This is a genomic window from Caulobacter sp. GW821-FHT09H08 (assembly GCF_059415885.1).
Window position 1 is genome coordinate 396,608 of record NZ_JBWKOC010000005.1, and the last position, 22,552, is coordinate 419,159.

The 22,552-nt window shown below is 67.8% G+C and carries 18 protein-coding genes and 1 tRNA gene; 11 read left to right on the forward strand and 8 right to left on the reverse strand.

Going from position 1 to position 22,552, the window contains the following annotated elements:
• Positions 1 to 118 precede the first annotated feature (118 nt).
• Both AC07NN_RS19705 and AC07NN_RS19710 read left to right on the forward strand, forming a co-directional pair.
• Positions 119 to 1,687: an MFS transporter gene (locus tag AC07NN_RS19705; RefSeq protein ID WP_494644911.1), complete on the forward strand. Its 1,569-nt coding sequence runs from the start codon at positions 119 to 121 to the stop codon at positions 1,685 to 1,687.
• Complete coding sequence (locus tag AC07NN_RS19710; protein WP_494644913.1) at positions 1,687 to 2,739, forward strand: glycoside hydrolase family 43 protein; 1,053 nt, start codon at positions 1,687 to 1,689, stop codon at positions 2,737 to 2,739. The genes AC07NN_RS19705 and AC07NN_RS19710 overlap by 1 nt, the downstream gene beginning before the upstream one ends.
• Here the strand turns inward: AC07NN_RS19710 and AC07NN_RS19715 are convergent.
• From AC07NN_RS19715 to AC07NN_RS19740, 6 genes are read right to left on the reverse strand one after another with little or no spacing between them, the layout of a single operon-like run.
• Positions 2,736 to 3,341 (reverse strand): response regulator transcription factor, encoded by a 606-nt coding sequence (locus AC07NN_RS19715; RefSeq protein WP_494644915.1) that lies wholly within the window; start codon positions 3,339 to 3,341, stop codon positions 2,736 to 2,738. The genes AC07NN_RS19710 and AC07NN_RS19715 overlap by 4 nt on opposite strands.
• The gene (locus AC07NN_RS19720) at positions 3,338 to 4,501 is read right to left on the reverse strand and encodes a sensor histidine kinase (protein WP_494645037.1); all 1,164 of its coding nucleotides are present in this window, start codon (positions 4,499 to 4,501) and stop codon (positions 3,338 to 3,340) included. Before AC07NN_RS19720 ends, AC07NN_RS19715 begins: the two co-directional genes overlap by 4 nt.
• Before the next feature lie 2 nt (positions 4,502 to 4,503).
• Entirely contained in the window at positions 4,504 to 5,241 is a 738-nt protein-coding gene (locus AC07NN_RS19725) for an ABC transporter permease (RefSeq protein ID WP_494644917.1), read from the reverse strand.
• A 1-nt stretch (position 5,242) separates the two neighbouring features.
• Positions 5,243 to 6,226, reverse strand: a complete 984-nt coding sequence (locus tag AC07NN_RS19730) for an ABC transporter ATP-binding protein (RefSeq protein WP_494644919.1) — start codon at positions 6,224 to 6,226, stop codon at positions 5,243 to 5,245.
• A gap of 44 nt (positions 6,227 to 6,270) precedes the next feature.
• Entirely contained in the window at positions 6,271 to 7,191 is a 921-nt protein-coding gene (locus AC07NN_RS19735) for a pyridoxamine 5'-phosphate oxidase family protein (RefSeq protein WP_494644921.1), read from the reverse strand.
• A gap of 1 nt (position 7,192) precedes the next feature.
• Complete coding sequence (locus AC07NN_RS19740; protein WP_494644923.1) at positions 7,193 to 7,819, reverse strand: glutathione S-transferase family protein; 627 nt, start codon at positions 7,817 to 7,819, stop codon at positions 7,193 to 7,195.
• Positions 7,820 to 7,923: 104 nt separating this feature from the next.
• Between AC07NN_RS19740 and AC07NN_RS19745 the strand changes: the two genes are divergently transcribed.
• The 3 genes from AC07NN_RS19745 to AC07NN_RS19755 all read left to right on the forward strand — a co-directional run bounded on the left by AC07NN_RS19745 (position 7,924) and on the right by AC07NN_RS19755 (position 12,800).
• Positions 7,924 to 8,829, forward strand: a complete 906-nt coding sequence (locus AC07NN_RS19745; RefSeq protein ID WP_494644925.1) for a LysR family transcriptional regulator — start codon at positions 7,924 to 7,926, stop codon at positions 8,827 to 8,829.
• A 122-nt stretch (positions 8,830 to 8,951) separates the two neighbouring features.
• On the forward strand, positions 8,952 to 11,738 hold the full coding sequence (locus tag AC07NN_RS19750; RefSeq protein WP_494644927.1) for a PAS domain S-box protein: 2,787 nt from the start codon (positions 8,952 to 8,954) through the stop codon (positions 11,736 to 11,738).
• Positions 11,739 to 11,852: 114 nt separating this feature from the next.
• Positions 11,853 to 12,800, forward strand: coding sequence for a UDP-glucuronic acid decarboxylase family protein (locus tag AC07NN_RS19755; RefSeq protein WP_494644929.1), 948 nt, complete (start codon positions 11,853 to 11,855; stop codon positions 12,798 to 12,800).
• A 108-nt stretch (positions 12,801 to 12,908) separates the two neighbouring features.
• On the opposite strand, the gene AC07NN_RS19760 is transcribed toward AC07NN_RS19755, so the two are convergent.
• The gene (locus tag AC07NN_RS19760) at positions 12,909 to 13,979 is read right to left on the reverse strand and encodes a sterol desaturase family protein (RefSeq protein ID WP_494644931.1); all 1,071 of its coding nucleotides are present in this window, start codon (positions 13,977 to 13,979) and stop codon (positions 12,909 to 12,911) included.
• A gap of 128 nt (positions 13,980 to 14,107) precedes the next feature.
• On the opposite strand from AC07NN_RS19760, the gene AC07NN_RS19765 reads away from it, so the two are divergent.
• The 6 genes from AC07NN_RS19765 (at position 14,108) to AC07NN_RS19790 (ending at position 22,086) form a co-directional block, all read left to right on the forward strand.
• Positions 14,108 to 16,093 carry a TonB-dependent receptor gene (locus AC07NN_RS19765; RefSeq protein WP_494644933.1) on the forward strand — a complete coding sequence of 662 codons (1,986 nt, stop codon included), beginning with the start codon at positions 14,108 to 14,110 and terminating at the stop codon, positions 16,091 to 16,093.
• Positions 16,094 to 16,181: 88 nt separating this feature from the next.
• On the forward strand, positions 16,182 to 18,605 hold the full coding sequence (locus tag AC07NN_RS19770; protein WP_494644935.1) for a M1 family metallopeptidase: 2,424 nt from the start codon (positions 16,182 to 16,184) through the stop codon (positions 18,603 to 18,605).
• 53 nt (positions 18,606 to 18,658) lie between these two features.
• Positions 18,659 to 19,144 carry a DUF6702 family protein gene (locus tag AC07NN_RS19775; protein WP_494644937.1) on the forward strand — a complete coding sequence of 162 codons (486 nt, stop codon included), beginning with the start codon at positions 18,659 to 18,661 and terminating at the stop codon, positions 19,142 to 19,144.
• A gap of 92 nt (positions 19,145 to 19,236) precedes the next feature.
• Positions 19,237 to 21,459, forward strand: a complete 2,223-nt coding sequence (locus AC07NN_RS19780) for a TonB-dependent receptor domain-containing protein (RefSeq protein ID WP_494644939.1) — start codon at positions 19,237 to 19,239, stop codon at positions 21,457 to 21,459.
• A 113-nt stretch (positions 21,460 to 21,572) separates the two neighbouring features.
• Positions 21,573 to 21,646 (forward strand) — tRNA-Cys (locus AC07NN_RS19785).
• A gap of 92 nt (positions 21,647 to 21,738) precedes the next feature.
• Positions 21,739 to 22,086, forward strand: coding sequence for a RidA family protein (locus tag AC07NN_RS19790; protein ID WP_494644941.1), 348 nt, complete (start codon positions 21,739 to 21,741; stop codon positions 22,084 to 22,086).
• Here the strand turns inward: AC07NN_RS19790 and AC07NN_RS19795 are convergent.
• A complete protein-coding gene (locus AC07NN_RS19795) occupies positions 22,083 to 22,301 on the reverse strand; it encodes a hypothetical protein (RefSeq protein ID WP_494644945.1) in 219 nt (72 codons plus the stop codon). The genes AC07NN_RS19790 and AC07NN_RS19795 overlap by 4 nt on opposite strands.
• Between the last annotated feature and the right edge of the window lie 251 nt (positions 22,302 to 22,552).

The following is a 22,552-nucleotide window of genomic DNA, read 5'->3' on the forward strand; positions in this document are numbered from 1 at the left end:
ATTTCTGGAAACTCGGCTTGGATCCCCGCCTTCGCGGGGATGAGCGGATGGCGGGATCGGAACCAACACATCAAAGGCCCGGAAGAGGCCCTTCGAAATTCAGGGACGAAAGACGACCATGGCCACGCCGGACATCCGCAAACCCTCCTGGGTCAGCTATTGGGGCTGGGGCTCCGGCGACATGCTGGGGGCAGGCGCGCAAGCCGTGATCACCGGCTGGCTGGCTTATTTCTTCATCACCTTCTGCGGGCTGTCGCCGGTGGAGACGGGCCTGATCCTGGGCCTGCCGCGCCTACTGGAAGCCATCACCTGCCCGCTGATCGGCTACATCTCCGACAACCTGCGCCACACCTGGGTGGGGCGGAAGATCGGGCGGCGGAAGATCTTCCTGATCATCACCATCCCTCTGCTGCCGGCCTTCGCCCTGATCTTCGTGACGGGCCAAACCTTCGCCTACTACCTGACGACCTTCATCTTCTTCGAGTTCGTCTACACGATGTTCCTGATCCCGTGGGAAACCCTCGCGGCGGAAATGACGAAGGATTACAAGGAGAAGGCCAAGTTCGCCGGCGCGCGCATGCTGATCGCCCAGACCTCGGCGATCCTGGCCTCGTACCTGCCGACCCTGATCATCAGCCACTTCGGCGGCAAGGACTCGCCCAACACCTTCTTCATCATGGCCGCCATCTTCGGCGTGCTGTTCAGCATCGTCGTGACGATCGTGGTGCTGCTGTCGTGGGAGCGCCCCTACACCGAGGCCGAGAAGCTGATCCAGCCCGAGCCCATGGACTGGGGCAAGGCGGCGATGATCCCGGTCAACATGTTCCGCGACCTGTTCTCGACGCTGAAGCTGAAGGCCTTCCGCCAGCATCTGTCGCTGTATCTGGGCGGCTATATCAGCCAGGACATCTTCAACACCGCCTTCCCGCTGTTCGTGGCCACTGTGATGCTGGGCTCGACCCTGCTGATCTCGCAGCTGATGACGACCATGTACGTTGCGCAGCTGATCTCGGTGATGATCGCCATCCGGGTCATCATCCGCACCGGCCCGACGGCCGCCTACCGCATGGCCATCAGCTTCGTCGGTGCGGCCCTGCTGCTGTTCCTGGCCTTCTACCTGATCAAGCCGGCGGGCTTCGCCGAGGGCGTAGCAGGCCTGGGCGGCAACATCTTCAGCGCCAAGGCCGGTCCCGGCGTGCTGTTCTGGCTGTTCGTGCCGATCATCCTGGCAGGCCTGGGCCGCGGGACGCTGAACTTCGTGCCGTGGGGGGTCTACAACTACCTGCCCGACGTCGACGAGGCGGTCACCGGCCAGCGCCGCGAAGGCATCTTCGCCGGGGTCATGACCTTCGTGCGCAAGATCGCCCAGTCCGGCGCGATCCTGCTGACCACCTCGCTGATCGGCGCCGGTGGCTTCGTCTCGGCCGCCAAGGGCAAGCCCATGCCGCCGCAAACGCCCGAGGCGATCCAGACCCTGGTGCTGGTCATGGTCGCTCTGCCGATCCTGGTCATGCTGGCCGGCATGGTGATCTCGTGGTCGTTCCGCCTGAACGCCAAGACCCACGAGGTGCTGGTCAAGGAAGTCGAGCGCCTGCGCGCCGGCGAAGCCGAGGCCGAGAGCGAGGAGTCCCGCCAGATCGTCGAGGACCTGACCGGCTGGAAGTGGGAGCGCCTCTGGGGTCGCTGATGAAAGCCCTGCGGCTGGCGCTGCTGCTCGCCACGGCGACGGCGGCGCCCGCCCTGGCCTGGCGGCAGCCGGAACCGGCCGTCGAGGCCGCTTCGATGCGGCTGCCCGACATGCCCCTGCACGATCCCTGGATCGTCGCGGACACCAAGGCCAGGCTCTATCGGCTCTACACCGCCAACGTCCCATCGGTCAGCGGAACGCCGGGCCTCGGGACGATGATGTACGTCAGCCGCGACCTGCAGGCCTGGAGCCGTCCCCAGGCCGTCTTCATCGCGCCGAAGGACGCCTGGTTCACCGGCGGCGCCTGGGCGCCGGAAGTGCATTTCCAGGACGGCCGCTGGCGGCTGCTGACCACCTTCCACAATGAGACCGCCAGGCTGGCGCCGACCAGCTCCCGCACGCCCTACCGGCGCGGCACTGTCGTGGCCGTCGCCGATCGCCCGGAAGGTCCCTTCACCCTGGTCCGCCAGGGCGAGCCCGTCGCGCCGAAGGACCTGATGACCCTGGACGGCACGCTCTACCGGGACCTGGCCGGCAGGAGCTGGTTCGTCTACGCCCACGAGTGGCTGCAAACGACCGACGGAACGATGGAGGCCCTGCCCGTGACCGCCGATCTGGTCGCGACCGGCGCGCCGATCACGCTGTTCAAGGCCAGCGACGCGCCCTGGGCCAGCGGTCGCCTTCAACCCACCGGCGACGAGGTCCATGTCACCGACGGTCCCGAGCTGTTCCGCACGCGCACCGGAACCTTGCTGATGCTGTGGTCCAGCTACGACGCCAAGGGCTATGTCCAGGCCCAGGCCCGCTCGAAGAGCGGAACGCTGGCCGGTCCCTGGGAGCAGTTGGAGCCGCTGGTCCGCTACGACAGTGGCCACGGCATGCTGTTCCGCCGGTTAGACGGTCAGTTGATGATGATCGTGCACCGACCGTTCAAGCGGGCGCGGGGCAAGCTCTACGAAATGCGCGACGCCGGCGACCATCTGGAGATCGTCCGCCAGCGGATCGACCTGGACGGCGATCCGGCGGAGCTGATCGGCGCACCGAAACCTTAGAGCCAGCCGTTCGACCGCGCGATGCGTCCCGCCTCCACCCGGTTGGCCGCGCCCAGCTTCTGGGCGGCTTCGGACAGGTAGTTGCGGACGGTGCCAGGCGAGAGGTCCAGCACGTCGGCGATGTCCTTGTTCGAACGCCCCTCCTCGGCCAGGCGCAGGATCTCGCGCTCGCGGTCGGTCAGCGGATCGGGCTGGGCGTCCCAGACGGCTTCCGACAGCTCCGGCGCGATGGCCCTGCCGCCGGCGGCGATGGTGCGGACGGCGGCGGCGAGTACGCTGCTGGGGCCGTCCTTCAGGAGGTAGCCCTTGACCCCCGCTTCCATGGCCCGGCGCAGATAGCCTGGCCGACCGAAGGTGGTGACGATCAGCACGCGGGTGTTGGCGCCATCGGCTTTCAGCCGCGCGGCGACGTCGATGCCCGTGAGGTTCGGCATCTCGATGTCGGAAATCAGCACGTCCGGCTTCTCGACTTTCACCAGCTCCAGCGCGACCGCTCCGTCTGGCGCGCGGCCGACCACCTGGATGTCGCCCTCCATTTCGAGCAGCGCACTGAGGGCGCCCAGCACCATCTTCTGGTCTTCGGCGATGATGACGCGGATCACGATAGTGCCTCCAGCGGAGCCGTCGCCGTCAGGCGCGTGCCGCTCTTGTCGGATTTGATGACAAGCCCGCCGCCGATGGCGGCTAGCCGCGCGCGCATGCCCTTCAGCCCGGAGCCCTCGACCACACGGCCGCCGGCGCCATCGTCGACGATGCTGAGCACCAGGGCCTTGGCGGTGGGTTGCAGCTTGATCTCGCAGCGGGTCGCGCCGGAATGGCGGATGACGTTGGTCACGCCCTCGCGCAGGGCCATGGCCAGCACGGCCTCCTGTCCCGGATGGCCGTCGATGGTCAGGGCCGAGACCTCGGACTTCACATTGGCGGCGGCCAGGGCCTGCTTGGCCTTGTCGAGTTCGAAAGCCAGCGAGGCGCCTTTCATGCCGACCACGGCGGTGCGAACCTCCGAAAGAGCCTCGCGCGCTGCGGCGGCCACCGACTGCATCTCGCGCTCGGCCGCCTCGGCGTCGCGGCTGACCAGCTTGGCGGCCAGCTCCGCCTTCACGGCGACCAGGGTCAGGGTGTGGCCCAGGAGGTCGTGCAGATCGCGGGAGATCCGCTCGCGCTCGGCCGTGGTGGCCAGGGCGCGAACCTCCTCGTGGGCGACGGCCAGCTCGGTGTTCTTGCGCTCCATGTCGGCCTGCATCAGGCCGGCGAAACCGGTGATGCCGCCGAAGATCACGCCCGAGGCCCAGATCGGCCAGCTGGACCGCAGGAACAGCGCGCCGATCGCCAGAAGCAGGATCTCCAGTCCGATCAGAGTTCGCACCGACAACGTGCGCGACTGCATCCGCGCCGCGAACGACATCGCGTAGATCGTGTAGACACTCCACCCGGCCTTGAACGGCGACAGCGCTATGCCCAGGCCGAAGATCGCCAGAACCTCCCAGAACTGGGGCCGGCCCTTGTTGCGGTAGATCTTGATGAACAGGCCCAGGAAGAACGCGAAGCCCGCCAGCGAAGCGATCAGCTCGACCTTCCCCGGCCAGCGGAAGAGCCAGGAGAGGAAGTAAAACGGCAGGTAGGCCAGGAAGACCACGCTCCAGCGCGCATCGAAGCGGCGCCCCCCGAAAGGGAGCGCCACATGACGCAGGCTCTTGTCGCCGGCCGACCGAGTCACGGGGTCCTTGTCCATGCCGGCGATGTCGCGCGCGCCGCTCGCCACGGTCAAGCCGCCTGCCGGCGCCAGGCCGCCCAGGAGCCGATCGCCGCGGCGATGGTGATCGCCATCAGCACCGAGACGTGGTGCGGGACATTGGCCGCGGGCTGGAGGCCCGACAGCATCAGCGAGAGTTGGCCGAAGTGGTACGACGGCGTGAACTCGGCCACCTTGGTGATCCAGCCCGGCATGACCTGCAGCGGGATCCAGAGACCGCCGAACAGGCTGAAGCTGAGGAACAGCAGGTTGGCGGTCGCCGTCGCTCCTTGCGAGCCCAGGCGCAGACCCAGGTTCAGGCCGATCAGGGCGAAAGGGATCGCCGAGAAGAGCCCAAGGCCCAGGGTCGCGGCCCAGCGCCACGGGACCATGGTCACACCACCGAAGTAACCCAGCGCGCCCAGCAAGCCGATCGCCGTGGCGACCAGGGCCAGGGCGGCGGCGAGGCGGCCGACCAGGTACCCGCCGGCGGGCAGCGGGGCGATCTGCTTCAGCTCGATCAGCTTGGCCTCGCGTTCGGCGGCGACGGCGGCGCCGAAGCCGAACATGGCCGGGGCGATGGCGGCGAAGATCACGTAGTTGGCCAGCATCATGCGGGCGATCTCCTCGCGCCCCTTGCTGAGACCCAGTCCCATGATCCCGTAGAACAGCAGCGGCAGGGCCACGCTGGGGATCAGGAACTGCGGGGTGCGCCAGGTCGCCAGGACCTGGGCGCGGGCTTCACGGAAATAGACGGCCAGGATGTGCATCTCAGGCGACCTCGATTTGGCGGTTCTGGGCCGGTGCGCCGGCCTGGACGAGACGGGTAACGGCGTCTTCCAGCGAGGCGCCGGAGACGGTCAGATCGTCGACGGTTTCATCGCGAGCCAGCAGCTCGCGCAGGGTGGCGGGGGCCGAGGTGGTCAGCAGGGTGACCTTGCCGCCGTCACGGCTGACGCCGGTGACACGGGCCAGGGCCGAAAGCTCGGCGTCCGACAGGCGGGTGCGGCAGCGGATGGCCACGCCCGACACCCGGGACTTGATGGCCTCGGGCGAGCCGTCGGCGATGACCTGGCCATGGTCGATGACCACGATGCGGTCGGCCAGGGCCTCGGCCTCGTCCAGATGGTGGGTGGTCAGCAGGACGGCGCAGCCCCGGGCGATCTCGGCGCGGACGGCGGTCCAGAGGGCGCGACGAGCCTCGATGTCCATGCCGGTGGTCGGCTCGTCCAGCACCAGGAAGTCCGGGCGACCGGCGATGGCCAGGGCGAACTGCACGCGACGCTGCTGGCCGCCTGACAGGGCGCCGCAACGACGACGCTCCAGGCCTTCCAGACCGGCCAGGCGGATGATCTCGTCCAGCGGGCGGGGCTGGCGATAGTAGCCCCGGAACAGGTCGACCTGCTCGCGGACGGTCAGGGTCTGCGGAAGGCCGGCCTCCTGCAGCATCACGCCCATGCGGCCTCGGCTGGCGACGCCGCGAGGGTCTTCACCGAACAGGCTGGCGACGCCGGTGTCGGGGCGCAGGCGACCGGTCAGCAGGGCGACGCTGGTGCTCTTGCCGGCGCCGTTCGGGCCGAGCAGGGCCACGCATTGGCCGGGGCGGATGACCAGGTCCAGGCCATTCAACGCCAGGGTCTTGCCCCGGTGCTTGATCGCCTGGCGCAACTCGGCGACCGGCGGCTCCGAAAGTTTGGGTGACATGTTTGGCTCCCTCGTTGTGAAGCCAACATGCCGCCCCGCGACGCGCCCCATCAGTGCCGGGCGTCACGGGGCGGACATGACAAGTGTCACCTCGCCTAGGCGGCCTCGTTCCAGGCCTTGGTCATCAGGGTCACGGGCGAGAAGTCGCCGAACAGCCAGCGCAGCGGCAGGGCCGCCGGCCGACGCCAGGCCGTCTCGGGGTAGAACCGCCACTGGCGCTGCACGCCCTCGGGCCAGGCCTCGCTAGTCGGCGGATCCCAATCGATCTCGACTCGGCCACGCAGATGCAGCAGGTCGCCGGTGTCGAAGTCGACGAACAGCAGCGCCGCGCGCGGATCCTCCACCAGATTGCCCAAGGTGTTGAAGAAACGATTGCCCCGGAAGTCCGGCACGACCAGCGCCCCGTCCTGGACCTTCACGAACCCCGGCAGGCCGCCCCGGTGCGAGATGTCCGCACCGCCGTTCTCGCCGCCCGAGGCCGTAGCGACGAAGAACGTGTCGGCGTCAGCGATCTGGGCCAGGACTTCCGGTGCATCGACGCGCACGCTCTCGGCCGGAAGGGTCGAGGCCGGGGCCTCCTCCACCGCGCGGGTCTGGATGTACTGCGGGCAATTGCCGAAGCTTTGCAGCACCTTGAGCCGCATTCCTTCCCCGTCCGCCGCCTCGATGACGCCGTTGGCGCGGTTGCGGCGACGGGTGGAGAAGTCCAGGCCCAGCGCGCCGAACGGCCGCCCCGCACGGAAGAGGTCGTGGCCCGGCTCGCCCTCGCGTGGCGTTGCCCCGACCAGCAGCGTGGTTGGGTCCGGGCTCGAGATGAAGCCGGGCTGGCCCGTCAGCACCGTCGCCGCCGGCCAGCCGTCTTCGTCGACGGTCGAGACGAACAGGTAGGGCAGCAAAGGGAAGAACGCTCGGTGCTGGTCGGGCATGAAGGCGCGGATGCCCGCGGCCCCGCCGGGCGCGTCCACGCCGGCGCGCGCCTGGGCGATCAGCTCGCCGGCGTGGAACGGCCCGTCCATCTCAGGCAGCCTCTTCCAGCTTGGCGAAGTCCGGGATCGGCTGGAACCAGGGCTGGGCCTCGACCTTGGCGAGCCAAGCGCGGACGTTTGGATAGGGTTCCAGCGACACCCCGCCGTCGGGCGCGTGGGCGACGTAGCTGTAGCAGGCGAGGTCGGCGATGGTGACGTGTTCGGCGGCCAGGAACTCGCGGCCGACCAGGTGACCGTCCATGAAGGTCAGGACGCGGGCGGCGATCCGGGCGGCGCGGGCGGGATCGTCCGCGAAGCCGAACAGGCTGATCATCCGGGCGATGGCAGGGCCGTGCATGACTTCGCCCGCGGCGATCGACAGCCAACGCTGCACCGAGGCGGCGGCGACCGGCTCCTGCGGCAGCCAGGCCGAGTCCGGGGCGTAGCGGCGGACCAGATAGACCAGGATCGCATTGCTGTCGGCCAGCACGAGATCGCCGTCCTCCAGTACCGGGATCTGGCCCAGCGGGTTGAGCGCCAGGAAGGCGGGGCTGGAGCGGACGTCGGCGGGCGCGTTCTCGAAACGGTAGCCCAGGCCCAGGGCGTTCAGCATCAGGGCCACGCGGTGGGTGTGCCCGCTCAGCGGCACGCCGTGCAGGACAATCGCGGTGTCGGCCATCGGAAGTCTCCTCGTTGTTCGATGATCGGCATTTTCACCATTGCGATTGACGGAATGAATTGGCCAAATCGGCAATAGATTTTTGCTGATTTTGGAACACCTAGATGGATCGCCTCGATGAGCTGTCCCTATTGGTGGCGGTGATCGACGCCGGAGGACTGGCGGCCGCCGGACGGCGTCTGCGCCGCTCGCCCGCCGCCATGACCCGGGCGCTGGCTGCGCTGGAGGAGCGGGCCGGCGCGCGGCTGATCGAGCGCACGACGCGCAAGCTGGCTCCGACAGAAGCCGGTCGCGAACTGGCCGACCGCGCCCGCCGGCTGCTGGCCGACTACGAGGCGGCGCTGGAAACCTCCGCCCCCGACATGGTTCGTGGCCTGCTGCGGATCACCGGCCCGACGGTGTTCGGCGGCCGCCACCTGGTTCCCATCGTCAACGGCTTCCTGGCCGAGCATCCCGGCGTCAGCGCCGACGTCACCCTGCATGACCGCAATCTCGACCTGATCGAGTCCGAACTGCACGTCGCGCTTCGCATCGGCGCCCTGGCGGACTCCAGCCTGCTGGCGCGGCGAGTCGGGATGCTGCGTCGGGTCACGGTCGCCTCGCCCGACTATCTGGCGCGACGCGGCGAGCCCAGGTCCCCCGCTAACCTGGCCGACCACGACACCGTCCTGACCACGGTGGTCTCGGCCTCGCCGGAATGGCGCTTCGAGGCCAACGGCCGTCCTCGCGCCGTACGGCTGGAGCCGCGCCTGAGCGTCAACAATGTCGAAGCGGCTCTCGCCGCCGTCGTGGCCGGCCAGGGCGTGGGCCGCGCCCTCTCCTACCAGGTGGCCGACGAACTGGCGGACGGGCGGCTGGTGCGCCTGTTGCGAGACTTCGAACCCGCGCCCCTGCCTGTCCAGTTGCTGACCGCCGGAGGCCGCTTCATGCCGCCGTTGGTGCGCGCGTTCCTGGACTACGCCACGCCGCGCCTGGAGACCCTGGCGGTGCTGCGGGAGGAAACCGCCTGAGGCGTTGGTGGATCGACGTTCGCCGACCTGCGCCATTCTGCCGCGCCCGGTCTTAACCCCGTTCGGGAGGGGTCCGATCTAAAATCGCGCAAACGTTTGAGTAGCCGGGGCGTACGCCGACCATGGACCTTCGCGAAGCCCAGCGCCTGGCCGCCCTCAAGTCCTACAAGATCCTGGATACGCCGGCCGACGCCGCCATCGATCGCCTCGCCGATCTGGCCGGAAACCTGTTCAGCACGCCGATCTCGCTGGTGTCCCTGGTCGATGAAGAGCGCCAGTGGTTCAAGGCTCGGATCGGGCTGGAAGCGTCTTCGACCCCGCGCGGCGACGCCTTCTGCGCCCACGCCGTCGCCATGGGGCCCGAGGCCGTCATGGTCGTGGAAGACGCGACGCTGGACCCGCGCTTCGCCGACAACCCGCTGGTCACCGGCGCGCCCGATATCCGCTTCTACGCCGGCGCCACCCTCACGACGAAGGATGGGCACAACCTCGGCACGCTGTGCGTGATCGACGACAAGCCCCGCCCCCGCCCCACCGATGGCGAGCTCGAGCGCCTGAAGCTGCTGGCCCGGATCGTCGTCGACGAGTTCGAGCTGACCAAGGCCCACCGCCTGACCGCCGAGAAACAGCGCCTGCTGGAGCTGGCCGAGAGCATGGCCGGTGTCGGTCACTGGCGCTACGACATCACGACCAGCACGGTGACCTGGTCGGACCAGATGTACGTCATCCACGGCCTGGATCGCGAAACCTATCGCCCCGAGCTCGACGCCGACCTCGCCCACTACCGTCCCGAGGACGCAGAGCACATCCGACGCTGCTTCGAAGCGGCCGTCGAGACCAAGGGCGGCTTCGACGTCCAGGTCGAGGTCGTGCGCCCCGACGGGCAGGTCCGCGACCTCGTGGCGCGGGGTGTCAGCGAACTCGACGACCGAGGCGAGGTCGTCGCGCTGTTCGGCCTGCTGCAGGACGTCACCGATCACCTGGAAGCCATACGCGCGGTCGAGCGCAGCAGCGCCCGCTACAAGCTGCTGACCGAGAACGCAAACGACCTCGTGACCAAGATGGATCCCGACGGTCGGTTCACCTACGTCTCACCAGCGGTGAAGGCGATCTCCGGCTACACCGCCGAGGAAGCCGTCGGGCGCACGGCGCTGGAGTTCATCCATCCCGAAGACCGCCCTCGCGTCGTGCAGGCGTTCGAGACGGCCCTGGCCGGCCCGTCGGGCTGGGTCATCGAGTACCGCATCGTTCGCAAGGATGGCGGTCTGCGCTGGGTGGAAGCCCGCCCGAAGCTGATCCGCGATCCCGAGACCGGCGCCCCGGTCGGCGTGACCGACGTGATCCGCGATATCACCGACCGCAAGCGGATCGACGACGCCCTGGCCGACAGCGAGGCGCGCTATCGCCTGCTGGCCGACAACGCCGGCGACATGATCACGCGTCTGGACGCCAAGGGCGCGATCATCTTCATGTCCCCCGCCAGCAAGGCGGTCCTGGGCTATGCGCCGGAAGAGCTGCTGGGCAAACGGGTCATCGACCTGAGCCACCCCCAGGACGTTCCTCGCGTGCTGGCCTATTACGCCGCCCTGATCGCCGCCGGCCCCGGCGCCAGCGCAGAACCCCTGCAGTTCCGGGGGCGTCGCAAGGACGGTCGCTGGATCTGGGTCGAGGGCCAGCCCACCCTGTTCTTCGATCCCGACACGGGCGCCTTCATCGGCATTCAGGACGTCGTCCGCGACATCAGCTCGCGCAAGGCGATGGAGGCGGCGCTGGAAACCGCCCGCGCCGAGGCCGAGGCCGCCGCCAATGTGAAGGCCGAGTTCCTGTCGAACATGAGCCACGAGCTGCGCACGCCGCTGACGGCCGTGCTGGGCTTCTCGCGCCTGATCGCCGAACAGCCCGAGCTCAGTGACACCACCCAGCGCTTCGTCAAGCGCGTGTCCAGCGCCGGCAAGGCCCTGCTGTCGACCGTCAACGACATCCTGGACTTCTCCAAGCTGGAGGCCGGCCAGGTCGAGATCGCCCGCCAGCCGTGCCAGCCGGCGACGCTGGTCGAGGAGACCCTCGATATCTTCTCGCTGCAGGCCGACGAGAAGGACGTGGTCCTGCGCAGCGAGGGCCTGGGCGCCCTGCCCGCCAGCCTGGACCTCGCGCCGGATCGCATCCGGCAGGTGCTGCTGAACCTGGTCGGCAACGCCGTGAAGTTCACCGAGCGGGGCGAGATCGCCGTCGAGGCGTCCTATGTCGGCGACCGCCTGAAGCTGGCCGTGCGCGACAGTGGTCCCGGCATTCCAGCGGACCGCCTGGACGCCCTGTTCAAGCGCTTTTCGCAGGTCGACGGTTCGTCGACGCGCCGCCATGGCGGTTCGGGCCTGGGCCTGGCGATCTGCAAGGGTCTGATCGAGGCCATGGACGGCGCCATCGGCGTCGAGAGCGTCGTCGGTCAGGGTTCCTGCTTCTGGTTCGAGGTCCCCGCCGCCCGGGTCGGCGCGCCTTCGACGCCCAAGTCCGCCGCGCCTGGCGCCCATGCCTCGGGCTGCCGGGTGCTGGTGGTCGACGACAATCCGGTCAATCTCGATCTCGTCGGGACCGTCCTACGCGGCCTGTCGGTCGATCTCTCGGAAGCCGCCGACGGCGCCGCCGCCCTGGCGATCGCCCAGACTCACGCCTTCGATCTGATCCTGATGGATCAGCGGATGCCGATCATGGACGGCGAGACCGCGGCCCGCCGCATCCGCGAAAGCGACGGCCCCAACCGCGCGACGCCGATCGTCGCCTTCTCGGCCGACGCCACGGTGCGGATCGACGAGACCCTGTTCAGCGGCCTGCTGCACAAGCCGATCGACCCCGGCGCGCTGGTGCGCACCGTCGCCCAGGCCATCCTCGGCGGAGTCGCGACGGCAGCCTGAGGCCATCGGCGACGAAACGCCGCCGTCTTGCGGACAAACGCGACCTTGGAGCGAGCGCCAACGCCGCTGTAGAAATGCAGTCGGACGCTGAGTCCTTGAAAGGTCAGGTCGGCGATGCATACGCAGAGAGTTCTGGTGACGGGCGGCGCGGGCTTCGTCGGATCGCATCTTTGCGACCGGCTGCTGGAGACCGGGGCCGAGGTGCTCTGCGTCGACAACTACTACACCGGCTCACGCCAGAACGTGGCGCAGAACCTCTCCAATCCGCGCTTCGAGCTGCTGCGGCACGACGTGACCATGCCGCTCTATGTCGAGGTCGATCAGATCTACAATCTGGCCTGCCCGGCCAGCCCCGTGCATTACCAGTTCGACCCGGTGCAGACGACCAAGACCAGCGTCCACGGCGCCATCAACATGCTGGGCCTGGCCAAGCGCGTGAAGGCCAAGATCCTGCAGGCCTCGACCTCGGAGGTGTACGGCGACCCGACCATCCACCCGCAGGTCGAGAGCTACTGGGGCAACGTCAATCCGATCGGCATCCGCTCTTGCTACGACGAGGGCAAGCGCTGCGCCGAGACCCTGTTCTTCGACTACTGGCGCCAGCACAAGCTGCGCATCAAGGTGGCGCGGATCTTCAACACCTACGGCCCGCGCATGCATCCCAACGACGGGCGCGTGGTGTCGAACTTCATCGTCCAGGCGCTGAAGGGCGAGGACATCACCCTCTATGGCGACGGCAACCAGACGCGGTCGTTCTGCTATGTCGACGATCTGGTCGACGGCTTGATGAAGCTCATGAACTCAAGCGACGACGTGACCGGCCCGATCAATCTGGGCAACCCGGTCGAGTTCACGATGAAGCAGCTGGCCGACCTGGTGCTGGAGCTGACCGGCAGCAAGTCAGGCCTCGTCCACCGCCCGCTGCCCTCGGACGACCCGCGCCAGCGCCAGCCGGACATCACCCTGGCCAAGCAGCACCTGGACTGGGCGCCGACCGCGCCGCTCAAGGTCGGGCTGATGCGGACGATCGAGTACTTCGACGGCCTGCTGAAGGCGGCTTAGTCGAGGGACCGCCCTCGCCCTTCGACAGGCTCAGGGTGAGGACTATTTCCGGCCCCGCATCAGTAGAAACCTCACCATGAGCTTGTCGAAGGGCGGGGTTTCGGCTCCTCAGCGCTTCTTCAACAGCTTCAGGTCGGACTCCGGCCCGTCGCTGCGGCCGCCGAACCAGCCCATCCAGAAGTGGATGTAGTCCCGCGCCATGTCGCGCGGCACGAAGAAGCCGTGGCTGTAGGGGGTGTCGACGCCGATCGCCAGCTTCGGGTCGGGCCGATCCTCGTACCAAGTGCCGAACAGGCGATCCCAGATCGGCATGATGGCGAAGTGGCCCGTCGGATGGGTCATGTCCAGCTTGTGGTGGGCCCGATGATGGTTTGGCGACTGGATCAGCCAGCGCCCCACCCAGCCCCAGTTGGCGTCGATCTTTCCGTGGATCACCAGGCCGAGGCCGACCACGAGGACGTTCACATAGATCATCACCTCGGCCGGCGCGCCCAGGATGGCCAGCGGCAGGTTGACCAGGAAGATGGCGGTGAAGGTCGCCGGATGCTGGCGCACCGAGGTCACCACGCCGAAGTCCTCGGCCGAGTGATGGTAGCGGTGCAGCGGCCAGAAGAACTTCGTGTGGTCCGTCCGGTGGGTCCAGTAGTCGAAGAAGCTGTAGACCGCGAAGTAGAGCGGCAGCTGCAGGAGGAACGGTAGCGGCGGAGGGCCCAGGTTCACGCCCGTGGCGCGCTGGATGGCGTCGTGAATCCAGCCGCCGGAGACCATTGAGGCGCCCAGCATCAGGATACGGCCGACGATATCGAGCACATGGCCCTGACCCAGGACGAAAACGGTCAGGTCCGTGTTCAGCGACGGCGTGCGGGCGAAGATCAGCTGGCGCAGCGAGCTCTGCTCCCAGCCCACTGTCACGCACTCGATCCACAAGGCGGTCGGCAGCAGCAGGAAGATCAGGAAGATGTTGTTGAGCTTGTCGTGCACCGAGTCCGAATGCACCGACTTGCCCAGGAAGGTCAGGGTCAGTTCGGCGGGGATCAGCTGCAGCGCCAGCCACCACGCGCCGATCGCGCCGGCGGCATAGATCACGAAGGCGGCAATCAGCATCGCCCGCCCCAGGCCGTGCGGCTTGGCCGGCTCGACGCCGATCTCGGCCGCCGGATGTAGCGCTGCAGGTTTCAAACGTCCCACTCCCTCGGGATTTGAGCCGCCATTGATGCCAGAACGCCGTTAAAACTTGGTGTGGCGGAGCAACCTGTGGACGAGACGCGGCCTTGCCACGCCCGACGCCGGGCCCTAACAGCCGCCCCATGACGCGTTCCGCGCCCCTGATTGCTCTGCTTGCCGCCGCCTCGGCGCCCGTGCTCGTCCACGCCCAGGAGGTCGAGGCGATCTCGGTCTGGGGCCGTCGCGCCAACGAGATCGGGCGGGCGACCTCGGCCAGCGAAGGCCGCATCGCCTATGCCGACTTCGCCGTGCGGCCGCTGCTCCGGCCCGGCGAACTGATCGAGGCCGTGCCCGGCCTGGCCGCCACCCAGCACTCGGGCGCGGGCAAGGCCAACCAATACTTCCTGCGCGGCTTCAACCTGGATCACGGCACGGACCTGGCCGCCTCGCTGGACGGCGTGCCGCTGAACCTGCCGAGCCACGGCCACGGCCAGGGCTATCTGGACCTCAATGTCCTGACGCCCGAGTTCATCCACGACATCGGTTTCAGGAAGGGTCCCTACTCTGCCGAGAACGGCGACTTCGCCACGGCCGGGGCGGTGGCGTTCGAGACCGCCGACCATCTGCACGGCGACGGGCTGCAGGCCTGGGTCGGCGAGAACGCCTACTACCGGGCGGTCGGTTCGAAGGCCTTGAGCCAGAACGTCCTGGTCGCCGCCGACCTCTCGACCGCGCGCGGCGCCTGGTCGACGCCGGAAGACCTCAAGAAGATCAACCTGCTGGGCCGCGCGATCGTCGGCGGCTGGTCGATCACCGCCCTGGCGTACGACGCCGACTGGAACGCCACCGACCAGATCCCGCGCCGCGCGGTCGAAACTGGCAAGCTGGGCCGCCTCGACGCGGTCGATACGACCGACGGCGGCGAGACCTCGCGCTACATGCTGTCGGCGCGCCGCCGCGACCTCCTGCGCGGCCTCGACACCGTGCTCTACGTCCAGCGCTACAAGCTCGATCTCTTTTCGAACTTCACCTACTTCCTCGACGACCCGGTCAATGGCGACCAGTTCGAACAGGCCGACCAGCGCTGGATCTACGGCGGATCAGTGACCAAGCGCTGGGCGCCGATCGACGGCTGGAGCTTCCGCGCCGGGGCCTCGGCCCGCGTCGACGACATCGGCAAGGTCGGCCTCTATCGCACCACCGCTCGGGTTCGCCGCGAGACCGTGCGTCAAGACGCCCTGACCGAATGGTCGACGGCGCTGTGGGGCGAGGCGTCCAAGCGGTTCGGCAAGCTCGACGCCACCTTCGGCCTGCGCGCCGACGCTATGGGCGCCGACGTGAAAGCCGGCGATACCCGCAATGCCGGCAAGGTCAGCGACGTGCTGGTCAACCCCAAGCTGGCCCTGGCCTGGCGGCTGTCGAAGACCTTCGAGCTCTATGCCGACGCCGGGCGCGGCTTCCATTCCAACGACGCGCGCGGCGCGGTGATCACGGTCGATCCGGTCACCGGCGATCCGGCCGAGCGCGCGCCGCTGCTCTCGCCCACCGACGGCGCGGAGCTGGGCCTGCGCTGGAAGCGCGACGGCCTGTCCCTGACGGCGGCGGCCTGGGCGCTGCATGTCGATTCCGAGCTCGTCTATGTCGGCGACGCCGGCTTCACAGAGGCAAGCGGCGCGACCAAGCGCGCGGGCATCGAGCTGCTGGCGGACTGGCGGCCAACTACGCGCCTGAACCTCACCGCCTCATACGCCGGCACACACGCGCGCTTCACGAACGGCGACCGCATCCCCAACGCCGTCAGCGCGGTGCTCAGCGCCGGCGCCAGTTGGAAACTCGGCGACGCCTCGACCTTGTCCCTGACCTGGCGCCGCCTGGGCGCCGCGCCGCTGGTCGAGGACAATTCCGTGCGCTCGCGACCTACCAGCCTGGTCAATGCTCTCTTCGTCCAGGATTTCGGTCGCGCCAGCCTGATGGTCGAGGTTCTGAACCTGACCAACAGTCACAAGGACGACATCGCCTACTTCTACGCCTCGCGCCTCCCCGGAGAGCCTTCCGGCGGCGTCGACGACGTCCATTTCCATCCGGTGGAGCCGCGCGCCGTCCGCGCGGGCATGAAGATCAATTTCTGATCTTCACCGCGAAAATGGGATGATTTTCCCTTTGAGCCTCGCCAAGGTCCCTTCGCGGTTTCCGTCCGCCTTCTGAGGGGCTCTCGACTTGTCCAAGCGTTCCATTCGCTACGCCGTGGCCGGCGTCATCGCGGCCGCGCTGGCCGCTTCTGTTGCTCACGCCGACGCCATCAAGCAGACCAAGGCGCCGTTCGAGGACAAGTTCCGCCAGCTGGAAGGCGAGGATTGGCCCTCCCCGACCGACTACCGCAACGCCTCGGGCGCGCCGGGCTATCGCTACTGGCAGCAGAAGGTCGACTACAACATCACCGGCCGGCTGGACGAGCCGACCAAGTCGATCATCGGCTCGGAGTCGGTGACCTATCGCAACAACTCGCCGGACGACCTGCCCTATCTCTGGCTGATGCTTGACCAGAACGACTTTAAGCGTTCGTCCATCAGCCACATGACCGAGACCGTCTCGGGCGACAGCGTCACCCTGGGCCAGGTCCGCCGCGCCAAGCGCTTCCAGGACTGGGAAGGCGGCATGACCATCAAGTCGGTCAAGGACGCGTCGGGCCGCCCCCTGAAGTTCACCGTCGTCGACACCATGCTGCGCATCGACCTGCCGGCGGCCGTGAAGGCCAATGGCGGCGAGACCAAGTTCTCGATCGAGTGGTCGTTCCCGATGGTGGAGACCAAGCTGATCGGCGGCCGCAGCGGCTATGAGTGCTTCACCGCCAAGGGCGATGACGGCAACTGCATCTTCGAGGTCGCCCAGTGGTTCCCGCGCCTGGCCGTCTATTCAGACTACGAGGGCTGGCACAACAAGACCTTCCTCTCGAACGGCGAGTTCACCCTGGAGTTCGGCGACTACAACGTCGCCCTGACGGTGCCGAACGACCACGTGGTCTCGGCCACCGGCGAGCTGCAGAACGCCGCCCAGATCCTCACCGCCGCCCAGCGTGACCGCCTGGCCAAGGCCCGCACCGCCAGCGAGCCGGTCTATGTCGTGACCCCGCAGGAAGCCGTCGCCGCGGAGGCCGGCAAGCCGACCGGCGAGAAGACCTGGGTGTTCAAGGCCGCCAACGTCCGCGACTTCGGCTGGGCCACCTCGCGCAAGTTCGCCTGGGACGCCATGGGCGTGAAGCAGGACGAGCCGGGCGCCAAGTATCCGCTGGTCATGGCCATGTCGTTCTTCCCCAAGGAAGCCCGGCCGCTGTGGGACGCCTATTCGACCAAGTCGATCGCCCAGACGATCAAGGTCTATTCCAGCTTCACCTTCCCCTACCCCTATCCGGTGGCCCAGTCGGTGAACGGCCCGCAGGGCGGGATGGAATATCCGATGATCAGCTTCAACGGCCCCCGGCCGGTGAAGGACAAGAAGACCGGCGCCCTGACCTATACCGACCGCGCCAAGTACGGCCTGATCGGCGTGGTCATCCACGAGGTGGGCCACAACTACTTCCCGATGATCGTCAATTCCGACGAGCGTCAGTGGACCTGGATGGACGAGGGCCTGAACAGCTTCCTTGAGTTCCAGGCCGAGAAGCAGTGGGACAAGAAGTTCCCGTCGCGTCGCGGCGAGCCCAAGGACATCGTCGAGTACATGGTCAGCCAGGACCAGGTGCCGCTGATGACCCAGTCGGACTCGGTGCTGCAGTTCGGCCCGAACGGCTATTCCAAGCCCGCCACCGCGCTGGTCATCCTGCGCGAGACGGTCATGGGCCGCGAGCTCTTCGACCGCGCGTTCAAGGAGTATTCGAACCGCTGGCGCTTCAAGCACCCGACGCCGTACGACTTCTTCCGCACGATGGAAGAGAGCTCGGGCATCGACCTCGACTGGTTCTGGCGCGGCTGGTTCTATTCGACCGACCACGTCGACATCGCGCTGGACAAGGTCGTGCAGGGCCGTCTCGACAGCGGCGATCCCGACATCGAGGCCGCCGCCCGCAAGGCCGACAAGGCCAAGGACCCCGGCTCGCTGACCGCCGCCCGCAACACCGGCAAGACGATCGTCGAGACCGATCCGAAGACCCGCGACTTCTACGACGCCACCGACGAGTTCACGGTCACCGAAGGCGCCAAGAAGCGCGCCAAGACGGCCCGTGATGACCTGACCCCGGAAGAGGTCGCCGCCCAGGACGTGAAGGACAACTTCTACCGCTTCACCTTCCGCAACATCGGCGGCCTGGTGATGCCGGTGATCCTGAAGCTGGACTATACGGACGGCTCGACAGAGACGATCCGCATCCCGGCCGAGATCTGGCGCAAGAATTCCAGGCAGGTCACCTGGCAGCATGTCTCGCCCAAGCAGGTGAAGGGCGCCGAGCTCGACCCGCTGTGGGAGACCGCCGACGCCGATCGCAGCAACAACGTCTTCGACGGCGTGATCGCCCCGACGACGCTGAAGATCACCAAGCCGCCGGAAATGGGCAGCAACCGCATGAAGGACGCCAACCTGAAGGTCGATCCGGACAGCCTGACCACCACGCCTGCGGGCGAAGCGAAGAAGGACGAAGGTCCGAAGTGATCTTGCGTTGGGCTGCCCCAGGGTTCTTGGGGATGATCGCGGCGGCGGGCCTCGTGCTCGCCCCGCTCCCGGCGGCGGCCCATCGCGGCCACGGCGCGCTGAGCGTCGTGGAGATCAACGCCAAGACGGGCGCGGTCACCGTCAGCCACCGGGTCCCGACGCACGACGCCGAACCCGCCCTGGCCGTGATCGCCCCCGACGCCCAGGCCAGCCTCGACGATCCCGAGGCGGTCGAGGCGCTGAAGACCTACATGCTCAAGCAGTTCTGCGTGGCGGTGGACGGCAAGATCGTCGACCTGACCCTGAAGGACCTGACCCTCGGCGCCGACGAGGTGCGCTTCGAGTACGCCGGCAAGATCGCGCCAGCCGACGCCGCCGCCACGGTCGGCGTCAAGGCGGCCATGTTCGCCGACATCTACAGCGACGAGGTCAATCAGGTGAACGTCCGCCGCTTCGGCGTGACCCGCACCCTGATCTTCACCGGGGCCGAGGCCGTGGTGGGCCAGTACCTGGACGCGGTCGAGCCGACCAAGCCCTGAGGTGACAAACGTCACCCGGACGGCCTGACGCCCGGCACTGCAAGGCTTTGAGTCGCTCGGGCAGTTTCCTCGCAACAGAGGAGACCTTCCCCATGACCTTCACGACCCGCCGCGCCGCCCTGCTGGCCGCCACGGGCCTGGCCGCCCTTAGCACCACGGCCTTCGCCCAAACGACGACCACCCCCGCTCCGGCCAAGAAGGAACAATCCACGCAGGTCCAGGGCGTGACCATCACCGCCCCGTCCTCGCAGGACATGAAGACCTCGATCGACCGCCGCAGCTACAGCCTGGGCAAGGACCTGCAGTCGACGACCGGCTCGGTCGCCGACATGCTGCGCGGCGTGCCCTCGGTGCAGGTCGACGTGCAGGGCAATGTCAGCCTGCGCGGCGACGCCAACGTCACCATCATGATCGACGGCAAGCCGTCCGGCATGTTCAAGGGCGAAAACCGCGGCCAGGTGCTGCAGCAGATCCCCGCCAATCAGTTCGAGCGGGTCGAGGTCATGACCAACCCCTCGGCCGCCTTCAGCCCCGAGGGCACGGCCGGCGTCATCAACCTGATCACCAAGCAGCAACGCGGCATAGGCATGGTCGGCTCGGTCCGCGCCAATCTCGGCACCGAAGGTCGCAAGAACGCCAGTGTCAGCCTCAGCCGCAATACCAAGAAGCTGACCGTTTCAGGCGACGCCGGCTGGCGTCGCGACAAGGCCAAGGGCGAGATCGTCGATGACCGCTCGCGCCTGGACACCGCCACGGGCCGCTACGCCGACAGCCAGCAGAAGATCAGCTTCATCAGCCGTGGCCAGTCGCACAACGCGCGCGCCAGCGTGGACTACGACGTCGACAAGCAGACCCGCGTCAGCGCCGAGGCCCGCTACAACGACATGTCCTACGACTCCGACGCCGGTTCGTCCTACGAGGGCAAGAATTCGAGCGGCGCACCGATCGTCCGCTATCAGCGCCGCAGCGACGGCGAGATGAGGAAGTCGGTGGCCGGCCTGTCGGGCGACCTGCGCCACAAGTTCTCCGGCGACGAACACGAGCTCACGCTGCGCGCCAGCGTCGAACGCACCCGCGACCGCCAGACCACCTTCTCCGACGCCTTCAACCAGTTGCCGGCCGTCTCGAACTTCGTCGAGCGCATCAGCATCGGCGACGAGCTGGTCCAGACCCGCCTGAAGGCCGAGTACAAGCGCCCCCTGCCCGGCGGCGCCAAGCTGGTGGCCGGCTACGAGCTGCAGGTCGACGACAACGACTACGACAACTTCGGCGCCCGGGGTCCAAACGGCAATTCCCTGCTCGTCGACGCGGCCCTGACCAATCAGTTCAAGTACGACCAGGCGGTCCACGGCTTCTACGCCACCTATAGCCGCGCCATGGGCGACTGGACCGTGATGCCGGGCCTGCGTCTGGAAGAGGTCACCGTCGACACCAACCAGGTCACCTCGAAGCTGAAGGACAGCTACGACTACCTGCGCCTCTATCCGTCGCTGCACGTGCAATACCGCCTGGACGACACCCGCCAGATCAACGCCAGCTACAGCCGCCGCATCCAGAGGCCCACGGCCCAGGACCTGAACCCCTACCGGATCTACCAGGACCCCTACAGCTATCGTCAGGGCGACCCGCGTCTGAAGCCGCAGGTGACGGACTCGTTCGAGGTCGCCTACCAGCTGCGCAAGGGCTTCAACTATTACCTGGGCACCCTCTACTTCCGCCAAGCCCATGACGGCGTCACCGACGTGGTGCGCGACATCGGCAACGGCGTGCTGCTGACGACCAAGGCCAACCTCGCCAAGAGCCGCGCCGGCGGGCTGGAGCTGGTGGCCAACGCCAAGCTGACGCCGAAGATCTCGTACACGATCAGCGGCAACGCGGCCTGGAACGAGCTTGGCGCCACGGACCTCGGTTTCCCCGACAAGCGTTCGACCTGGACCGTCTCGGGCTATGCGGCCCTGAACGTCCAGGCCACGCCCAAGGATTTCCTGCAGATCAGCGGCTTCGCCACCGGCAAGCGCCTGACGCCGCAAGGCTACAAGGAGCCGACCGGCATGCTGCTGCTGGGCTATCGCCACAAGTTCAACGACCGCCTGTCGGGCGTGGTGACGGTGCAGGACGCGCTGAAGACCTTCGGCGACAAGACCGTGATCAACACCACGGCCCTGAAGGATCGCCGCGCCATGGACCTGGACCTGCGGGCCGTGTTCATCGGCTTCACCTACGGCTTCGGCGGCCAGGGCGTTCCCAACCCGCGCCGTCCCCGCGAGCCGGCCTTCGACTTCCAGACCAGCCCGGGCGGCGTCGGCCCGATGTAGGCCGGCAAAGCCAGACAAATCGGTTGGCCCCTGCGACGAATCCGTTGCAGGGGCCGATCCGGTCCTGTATCGAACGCTTCCTCTTCGCCGACGCTTAAACGTCGTCGACCGGTGGCCCGGTGGCGGAGTGGTGACGCAGCGGACTGCAAATCCGTGCACCCCGGTTCGATTCCGGGCCGGGCCTCCAACCTTTCTCCAGATATTCGCCGATCTTCACGACCGCGCCTGAGGCGGCGGGATCGGACGCTGCACGGCAGCGACATGTTGGGAGAGACGTCCATGATCGAACGCATCGGCAAGGCGGCGCGCTGGAGCGACGCGGTGGCCTTCAACGGGGTGGTCTTCCTGTCCGGCCACGTCGCCGAAACCACGCGCGGCCAGTCCGTGCTGGAGCAGACCCGGGACATCCTGACCCAGATCGACGAGACCCTGGCCGAGGCTGGAACCAGCAAGGCCAAGCTGGTCAGCGTCACCATCTACCTCGCCGATATCGGCGGCTTCGACGAGATGAACCAGGCCTGGGATCAGTGGATCGACCGCGACAACCCGCCGGCTCGCACCACCGTCGAGGCGCGCCTGGCCCGTCCGGACCTGGCGGTCGAAATCACGGCGATCGCCGCGCGCTAGTCGGCGAGATCGGTCGGGAACGGCGAGGACGCGTGGTCAGCCCAAGGCCTGGCCAGCGGCAGCAGGACGACGAAGGCGGCGAGGTACAGGCCAAGGCCGGCAATGGCCGACACCGGCGTCGCCAGCTCGCTGACCAGCCAGATCAGCACCATGGCCAGCGGAACCGCGTGCGCAAGGCAGGCCAGCCAGGGGGCCAGGTCCTTCGCTTTCGCCAATTCGCTCGCCTTGAACTGTCGTTGATCGCCCATCGCGTGGGAGCCTCTGCTGCCTAGCCGTTCCCGCTTAGGCCTGATCGAACGCGCCGGGTATCGCTGTGTTCTCGGGTTAGCTTGAGAAAAACTACGGCCCGACGCCTTCGGCCCCGCGTCTGCACGAGATCTGCATCGAACCCGGGCGGCGCCTGCATCGCTTGCAGGGACCGCGCTGGACACGGCCTCGGCATCAACAAGGTTCCTGAAACAAGGGG

What these genes read in the sequence shown, in the direction of transcription:
- AC07NN_RS19705 (WP_494644911.1), top strand. Translation starts at nt 119, where the DNA reads ATGGCCACGCCGGACATCCGCAAACCCTCCTGGGTCAGCTATTGGGGC.
- AC07NN_RS19735 (WP_494644921.1), bottom strand. Translation starts at nt 7,191, where the DNA reads ATGGACGGGCCGTTCCACGCCGGCGAGCTGATCGCCCAGGCGCGCGCC.
- AC07NN_RS19710 (WP_494644913.1), top strand. Translation starts at nt 1,687, where the DNA reads ATGAAAGCCCTGCGGCTGGCGCTGCTGCTCGCCACGGCGACGGCGGCG.
- AC07NN_RS19750 (WP_494644927.1), top strand. Translation starts at nt 8,952, where the DNA reads ATGGACCTTCGCGAAGCCCAGCGCCTGGCCGCCCTCAAGTCCTACAAG.
- AC07NN_RS19745 (WP_494644925.1), top strand. Translation starts at nt 7,924, where the DNA reads ATGGATCGCCTCGATGAGCTGTCCCTATTGGTGGCGGTGATCGACGCC.
- AC07NN_RS19765 (WP_494644933.1), top strand. Translation starts at nt 14,108, where the DNA reads ATGACGCGTTCCGCGCCCCTGATTGCTCTGCTTGCCGCCGCCTCGGCG.
- AC07NN_RS19755 (WP_494644929.1), top strand. Translation starts at nt 11,853, where the DNA reads ATGCATACGCAGAGAGTTCTGGTGACGGGCGGCGCGGGCTTCGTCGGA.
- AC07NN_RS19730 (WP_494644919.1), bottom strand. Translation starts at nt 6,226, where the DNA reads ATGGGGCGCGTCGCGGGGCGGCATGTTGGCTTCACAACGAGGGAGCCA.
- AC07NN_RS19725 (WP_494644917.1), bottom strand. Translation starts at nt 5,241, where the DNA reads ATGCACATCCTGGCCGTCTATTTCCGTGAAGCCCGCGCCCAGGTCCTG.
- AC07NN_RS19780 (WP_494644939.1), top strand. Translation starts at nt 19,237, where the DNA reads ATGACCTTCACGACCCGCCGCGCCGCCCTGCTGGCCGCCACGGGCCTG.
- AC07NN_RS19790 (WP_494644941.1), top strand. Translation starts at nt 21,739, where the DNA reads ATGATCGAACGCATCGGCAAGGCGGCGCGCTGGAGCGACGCGGTGGCC.
- AC07NN_RS19740 (WP_494644923.1), bottom strand. Translation starts at nt 7,819, where the DNA reads ATGGCCGACACCGCGATTGTCCTGCACGGCGTGCCGCTGAGCGGGCAC.